Source organism: Chryseobacterium sp. L12, assembly GCF_056133985.1.
In genome coordinates this window covers 219,370-226,656 of the sequence record NZ_JBVYOF010000017.1, presented here as the reverse complement: position 1 = coordinate 226,656, position 7,287 = coordinate 219,370, and the positions used below count along the sequence as shown (strand labels likewise).

The 7,287-nt window shown below is 39.1% G+C and carries 11 protein-coding genes; 10 read left to right on the top strand and 1 reads right to left on the bottom strand.

Annotated elements, in window-relative coordinates; translation table 11 throughout:
- The 10 genes from AC0NBN_RS11190 to AC0NBN_RS11145 form a co-directional block, all read left to right on the top strand.
- Positions 1-296 (top strand): hypothetical protein (locus tag AC0NBN_RS11190; protein WP_474468395.1); only part of this gene is annotated, 296 nt, incomplete at its 5' end.
- A complete protein-coding gene (traM, locus tag AC0NBN_RS11185) occupies positions 283-1,623 on the top strand; it encodes a conjugative transposon protein TraM (protein ID WP_024566591.1) in 1,341 nt (446 codons plus the stop codon). The genes AC0NBN_RS11190 and traM, both read left to right, overlap by 14 nt.
- A 24-nt stretch (positions 1,624-1,647) precedes the next feature.
- The gene (traN, locus tag AC0NBN_RS11180; protein ID WP_047095550.1) at positions 1,648-2,547 is read left to right on the top strand and encodes a conjugative transposon protein TraN; all 900 of its coding nucleotides are present in this window, start codon (positions 1,648-1,650) and stop codon (positions 2,545-2,547) included.
- Positions 2,548-2,567: 20 nt separating this feature from the next.
- Entirely contained in the window at positions 2,568-3,128 is a 561-nt protein-coding gene (locus tag AC0NBN_RS11175; protein ID WP_024566589.1) for a conjugal transfer protein TraO, read from the top strand.
- Positions 3,129-3,139: 11 nt separating this feature from the next.
- Positions 3,140-3,589 (top strand): DUF3872 domain-containing protein, encoded by a 450-nt coding sequence (locus AC0NBN_RS11170; protein ID WP_047095549.1) that lies wholly within the window; start codon positions 3,140-3,142, stop codon positions 3,587-3,589.
- 132 nt (positions 3,590-3,721) lie between these two features.
- A complete protein-coding gene (locus tag AC0NBN_RS11165) occupies positions 3,722-3,997 on the top strand; it encodes a hypothetical protein (RefSeq protein ID WP_047095548.1) in 276 nt (91 codons plus the stop codon).
- Positions 3,998-4,024: 27 nt separating this feature from the next.
- Entirely contained in the window at positions 4,025-4,825 is an 801-nt protein-coding gene (locus tag AC0NBN_RS11160; protein ID WP_047095547.1) for a TIGR02391 family protein, read from the top strand.
- Positions 4,826-4,982: 157 nt separating this feature from the next.
- A complete protein-coding gene (locus AC0NBN_RS11155; RefSeq protein WP_113636603.1) occupies positions 4,983-5,294 on the top strand; it encodes a helix-turn-helix domain-containing protein in 312 nt (103 codons plus the stop codon).
- Between the two features lie 28 nt (positions 5,295-5,322).
- Positions 5,323-5,574, top strand: coding sequence for a helix-turn-helix domain-containing protein (locus AC0NBN_RS11150; protein ID WP_431355984.1), 252 nt, complete (start codon positions 5,323-5,325; stop codon positions 5,572-5,574).
- 274 nt (positions 5,575-5,848) lie between these two features.
- Positions 5,849-6,298 (top strand): ANTAR domain-containing protein, encoded by a 450-nt coding sequence (locus AC0NBN_RS11145; RefSeq protein WP_034722103.1) that lies wholly within the window; start codon positions 5,849-5,851, stop codon positions 6,296-6,298.
- Here the strand turns inward: AC0NBN_RS11145 and AC0NBN_RS11140 are convergent.
- Entirely contained in the window at positions 6,295-7,275 is a 981-nt protein-coding gene (locus AC0NBN_RS11140) for a bacteriophage abortive infection AbiH family protein (protein ID WP_047095544.1), read from the bottom strand. The genes AC0NBN_RS11145 and AC0NBN_RS11140 overlap by 4 nt on opposite strands.
- Between the last annotated feature and the right edge of the window lie 12 nt (positions 7,276-7,287).

Here is a 7,287-nt window from a genome sequence, read left to right as displayed (position 1 = left end):
ATAGTAAGGTTATGAAAAAATTAAGAGCAAATATGGACAGGTACTTTGACAAGCTGGACGAACGTTGGCGGGCGTTGCCCTTGCGCAAACAGCACCAATATACGCTGTACTTCTTTGTGGGTTATCTGCTGCTTACCGTAGCGGTCATTGGCAAAGTGATGTACGATACCTCAAAGTCCGGTAACGGTATGGTCATAGAGCATATCGAAAACCCTGTCCTTAAAAGTAAAAACCCTGCAAGGTTGCAGGATAGTGTATCAACAATTTTAAAAAATCAGATTTATGAAAGAAAATGAAAAAAGGGTCAGCTTTCTCGTTGAGGGAGAAGACCAAAACGGAGCATCAAATCTGCCGGATAATAAAAAGAGCAATAAGGATAAGCTCAAAAAGCCAATCATTTTCCTTTTGATGGGCGTGGTATTTCTCGGCTGTATGTACCTCATATTTAAACCGTCTAAAGATAAAAAGGCAGTTGAAAATATCGGGCTGAATGATGCTGTACCGCAGGCTACCGGAGCAGGGATGCCCGATGATAAAAGCAAGGCGTATGAGCAGGAAATGCTCGAACGCAAAGAGCAGGAAAAGCGCAATGCACTGACCACGCTTTCTGATTATTGGAATACTGAAGATACTGCATCTGCTGACAATGAAGAAAGTTTACCTGAAGAAGATGAAGAAAGCAACGGCTTTGGGGGTGGTGGCAGAAAATCGGGACGAAACGGAAATTCTGTATTGAACAGTTACCGTAATGCACAAAGCACGTTGGGTTCATTTTATCAGGACAACAATTCGGAAACGATGGAATTGCGTAAGCAAGTGGACGAACTAAAAGCAAAGTTGTCGGAAAAAGATGTGCCACCTGTGGCCACCGTTGACGACCAACTCAAATTAATGGAGAAATCCTATGAAATGGCAGCAAAGTATCTTCCGCAAAATGCCAATACCGGAAATGCTGCTCCTGCCAATGGTGCAACTACTGGGGCTGCGGGTGCTAACCAAAAAGAGCAATTTGTATCGTTCACACCAACAAGAAAGAACATTGTATCAGCCTTGTACCGTGAACCGTCGGACAGTGCCTTTGCAGCCGATTGGAGCCAAACAAAAAACCGTGGGTTTTATACCGCAGGTTCAATTGAACAGGCGGTACAGCCTAAAAACAGCATCAAAGCCTGTGTACACGAAGCCCAAACGGTAGTTGGCGAAACAGGTGTGCGTTTACGCCTGTTAGAGCCTGCTAAAACTCCGCAGCGTACCATCCCCAAAGGAACGATTGTAACGGCTAATGCAAAATTTCAGAATGGCAGGTTGCAATTAAAAGTTACCTCCGTAGAACTGGAGGGCAACATCATCCCGGTAGATATTACCATTTACGATTTGGACGGGCAACAAGGTTTGTACGTTCCGTATTCGCCGGAAATGAATGCCCTTACTGAAATGGCGGGCAATATGAGCCAGACCGGAGGAACAAGCGTAATGCTCACGCAGAATGCCGGACAGCAGGTGGCGGCTGACCTTAGCCGTGGCGTGGTACAGGGTATTTCGGGCTATTTCGCCAAGAAAGTAAGAACGCCAAAGGTTACGCTGAAAGCAGGCTATCAGGTCTTCCTTGTATCTAAAAAATAATGTTGAACTCAAATAAATAAAACAATGAAAAATCATTTAAAAACCTTTTGGGCTATTGCTCTGATACTCGGCTTTGCCGTAACAACTTATGCACAGGACAGTGCAACTGCAAAAACACCGCTTGCATTGGGCAAGATAGAACCGTACCGTATGGAAGTGACCTACGATAAAACTTCGCACCTGATTTTCCCGACCGCCATTCGTTACGTGGATTTGGGCAGCGAATACCTGATTGCAGGTAAGGCTGAAGATGCCGAAAACGTATTGCGTGTAAAAGCATCGGTAAGGGACTTTGAGCCGGAAACGAATTTTTCCGTTATCACGAATGACGGGCGTTTTTACAGCTTCAACGTGTATTACAGTTCCTACCCGGAGGCTTTGAGCTACGACCTGCTCACAATGCAAAAAGCGGTGGATAAAGCCAAAGGTAACGATGTGCTTTTTGAGGAACTGGGCAACAATTCTCCCTCACTGGCAGGCTTGCTTTTGGAAACCATTTACAAGAAAGATAAGCGCATTGTAAAGCATATCGGGGCTAAGAGTTTCGGCATTCAGTTTATCCTGAAAGGGATTTACATACACAACGGCAAATACTATTTCCATACGGAATTGAGAAACCGTACCAATGTGCCTTTCGAGATTGATTTTATCAATTTCAAAGTCGTGGATAAAAAGGTAGCCAAACGCACCGTAGTCCAGGAACGCCCTTTAACTCCGTTGAGAACTTACAAGCCATTGGACGGTATTGCCGGAAAATCGACCGAACAAAATGTTTTCCTGTTAGACCAGTTTACCATTGCCGATGATAAGGTGTTGCTGATTGAGATTTTCGAGAAAAACGGCGGCAGGCATCAAACATTGCAGGTCGAAAATTCCGACCTAATCAAAGCCCGTTTGATTGACGATATGCACCTAAAATTTTAATAACCCTTTAAAGCAAGAATATGAAAAAGTGTATCTATACCGTGCTGTTTGTCCTGATAGGCATCACGGCTGCACAGGCACAAAGGATGCTGCCGAAGCAGAAGGGATTGGAAATAAGTGCAGGTGTATTGTCCAATGATAAGATTGGCAATGATTACTACATCAGCGCAGCAATGACCATAAACGGTAAAAATGGTAATTACCAGCTTTGGGCGTTGGAATATACCCACCAGTACCACGATTACAAAGACCTGCGCATACCGCAGGAAACCTATTCCACAGAGGGCGGTTACAGCTTCTTTTTGTTGGGAGATGCCCGTAAGAACATTACGCTGAATTTCGCCGTAACGGGCGTGGTCGGTTACGAAGCCATCAACCGGGGCGAAGCGATGCTGTACGACGGTGCGAAAATATTGAGCGAAGATAATTTTATCTACGGAGCAGGCGGTCGCCTCATTTTTGAAACCTACCTGTCCGACCGTTTTGTATTAGTCCTACAAGGGCGTACAAAAGTTTTGTGGGGGACGGATCTGGAACAGTTCCGTCCATCCGCAGGTGTGGGATTAAAGTTTAACTTTTAAAACGTAAAACAATGATAGCAATATTCAATAAATTCAGAACAGGGCTACTGCCGTTGTATGTATTCCTGACAATCCTAACAGCTTCGGTTACGTTGGTATCTTGCAACAAAGATGATGAACTCGAAATACAGAACAATTTTCCTTTTGAGGTCAATGTAATGCCAGTGCCTAAAGATGTTGCCAACGGGCAGACCGTAGAAATACGCATTACCATACAGCGTACAGGCAATTACAGCAATACGCAGTATTTCCTTCGCTATTTCCAGTTTGATGGGCAGGGAACGTTGCAATACTACAATGAACCGCCGTATCAGCCCAATGACCTATATCAATTGCCAACGGAGCAGTTCCGGTTGTATTACACTTCAACATCTACCGTATCACAATCTTTTGATGTTTGGATTTCGGATGGTTTTGGAAATGAAAAACAGATAACTTTCCAGTTTAATAGTAGTGATTAAAAATTACAGGTCATTTCATAAAAAAAAACGGCTTATCTGACAGGTAAGCCGTTTTCGTATTTAATACACATCGTTACAGATTGAAACAAATATTTTTGTAAATTCAAACAGTAGAAATAAAGTGTTTTTGTTATGGTTGCATCATTGGTTAGCGGAATAATATTTTTGGTTGCAGGCTTGGGACTTCGTTACTGGATTAACCGGAGAAAGTTTTACAGACGCAACCCTATGGGAGCAGAGGGTTTCTCATCTTATGAGAGTTCGGTTTTTATCAAATTGATTGAAAAGATTGGTAAATGGATATCTTATGCACTAATGATATTCGGGTTATTGTCGCTTTGGGTTTATTCCCGTGAGAAGAAAGAAGATAAAGAACAACAAAATGTGGAGATACAAAAGCCTATATAGGTAGTTTTAAAAGAGAAAAATTATAAAATGACAAAATCCTTCGATGACATAACACTACGAAATATATCAGATATTATTTCAAATATGCTAACACATACAAAAATTACAGAACATTTATCTGGTGCTGGCATTTCCCAATCTCAAAATGGTACAAACAAAACAGACAGATTGTTCTATGCTTTAAAAGAAAGGCAAATACAAGACAGATGTGGAAATAATGTATTGGCATTTGTTGTTAGATTATTAAATCCCAAAAGGTATAATTCCGAAGATGAATTTGAAAAAGACAGAACAACTCTCAATGAAAAACTCGTTTATGAAGGTATAGAAATAGATAAAAGTGGACAGCCCCGACAAGTTGATAGGGCTAAAACCATTTCCGAAGCTAAAAGCAGGTCACTTAAAATCAAAGAAAAAGTACACGGTATTGGAGTTCATTCAGAAATTTTGCCTTACTGTGAAGCTGAATGGCTGAAGGAAAACTATTTTCACGCTATACTTGAAATTACAAAAAGTGTCGCAGAAAGGCTTAGGCAAAAAAGTGGCTATACTTCAGACGGAGCAGATTTAGTTGATGATTGTTTTGCATTGGGAAAAGACAAAAGACCTATGCTTGCTTTTAATACTCTGAATAATCCAAGTGAGGAAAGTGAACATAAAGGCTTTGGAAATTTCTGTAAAGGATTTTTTTCTATGTACAGAAATCCAAAAGCGCATAATCCAAAAATATTGGAGGATACCCAACTTTCACAAATGACAGAAGTTTTGGTTGTAGCAACAATAATCCACAACAAACTTGATAACACTTATAAAACAGGACTTAAATAATTAAGAAAATCGGATAGTTCAAAAAGCTATACGATTTTTTATTTGCACAGGGCGGTAAACCGTCAAACACTTCCTTTCAAAGCCAAACACTACAACATTTTTCAACACAGCGACAAGCTTATTTAAATTCGACTTCCACAGCAAAATTGAGCAAAAAATGGAAGTAATCGCAATACAAAAGTCCGTACTGGAGGGAATGAAAAATGAGCTAAAAGCACTTTTGGAATTAACCGAAAATGCTACGAAAAAATACACGCCAATTTTCAAAAAAGAAAAATGGCTCGATAATCAAGAAGTGTGCCTAATGATGAATATTACCAAGCGGACTTTGCAGACTTATAAAGATAAAGGGTTATTGCCTTCTTCCAGACTGAACCGCAAGAATTATTATAAACGCTCGGATGTACAGGTTTTACTCGAAGCCGGACATCCATACAATACTGTTGAAAATGGATTTATTCACGAATGATAATGAAGAAATCGTTGCTAATCAAGAGATGATAACGCAGCTAAGAAGCCGTATCGAAAGTATATTGAAAAACTATCGTCCTGTAATGAATGGAGAAATTTATCTTTCTGGCGAAGATATATGCAAACTGCTCCATATCAGCAAACGGACTTTACAGCAATACCGTGATGATAATATCCTGCCTTATATACAGATAGGGGGCAAAATAATTTATAAGGAGAGTGATATTCTGACAATCCTGGAACGGAACTATATCTCCAATAATACAAATAACAAATAGCCAATTTTAGTACAGATTAATACTTTCGTATCAGAACGAGTTTAGTATCTTTGCTTTTGAAAATATAGAAATACTTAAAGTGTTTTTGCTTTAAGTCCCACATTGAAAACTGGTAATTTTTAAGACAACGGGACAGATAAGTAGGAACGCTCACGTTATAGGCGTGGGCGCTCGCTTATTCGTTGTCGGGTATACCAGTGCCTCAATGTCGGTAAGTGTGGTTGCCTGCGCTTTCTTTTTTGTGCAGGGCTACACTAACATTAAAACTGGTAGTATGGAAACTGTAAATACCCCAAAAGCAATCGGCATTGCATTTATCAATGATAAACGCCTAATAGTTGATTTAGCCTATAACGACCTTGTCACTTCAGGAATTGACGTATTGTTCCGTTCGGAAGACATTAAAGACGGAATATCTCAACTGTCTGCATTAAAGGAACTTCCCCAAATTTGTATTATTGACCTTGATTTTTACGATAAGAATGTGCTGGCACAGCTTCAAGAACTAAGGACACTATACCCAATCATTAAACTGATTGGGCATAGTGATATTGATGCTGAAAAAGTCGTAAAATCTCTTTTGGAAATGGGTTTTATGGGCTATTTGCTTATTGGTAGCGATGTGTATGATTTTAAGAAAGCCATTGAGGTTGTTACTAATGGTGGTAAATATTTTAGTGTGGGAATAGCAAAATTTGCACAGGAATACTTTACTAATAACTAAGATTGCTTTTTTAAATCTGTAATTTTTATTTGGACAATATTGTTGTTATTTATTCCAAGTTGCAATAGTGTTTCTTTATGTGCTTGCTTCTCAAGCTCACTGTAATACGAAACATTCCAAATTACATTTTCATTTAGTTTGGCTTTTAATACCTCAAAATATTTTAAATCTACTTCTGAAATAGAATGCCCTAAGACAATAACTTTTTCAACTTCAGTAAGATTGGTAAAAAAAACAATATTGTTTTCGATAATTGAAGCCGTATTTTTAAATGCCTTTGTATAATAAGATAGTATTTCTTGTTTGGCACTTTCATAAGAATAGTCATATTCATCAGCCTTTTGCTCACGCCATTCGTATAATTCTTCTTCGCTTAATCCTTGTGGCGGTTCTTCTTCTTTCTCATCAAAATTTGCAGGGTCAGTTCCGTGTCCTAAAATAAGAGTACAATTGTCTATATCTGCTCTGTTATGAATATAGGTTATTCGTTCTTCGGGAATGCCGTAGCTTTCCTGTAGTGTTTTAGTATAATTGAAATTTAAAAAATGGCTATCGTCTTCTAAGTCAATTAGCACATCATCAGAAATACTTTCGTATTTGACTTCAAGAATAAACTTATTAAAGTCGCTAATTAGAGTGGTCGTTAAATCCTTAATGATTTCTTCCATCTCTATCTGATAACTATGCCAATCTCTATCTCGAAAATCTTCAGCACCAGGGCGAGCAATTAAGTCGGAATTATCGTCCAATACCGATAAATAATCCAATTCAGCTAAGGCTTGCTCAAATCTTGACCATAACGCATACTCTTCATCTGTCAATTCAGGATTTGTAATATCAGGAAGTCCATAATAATTTAATAAGAGTTCATAAACCTCACTATCATTTTCAGCCAAGTAGTTTGCAAAACTTTGATACCTTGTGTCTAATTTATGATGGATGTCAAATCCATTACCAATAACGTATAATGTTTTCATTAATTCAGTTGT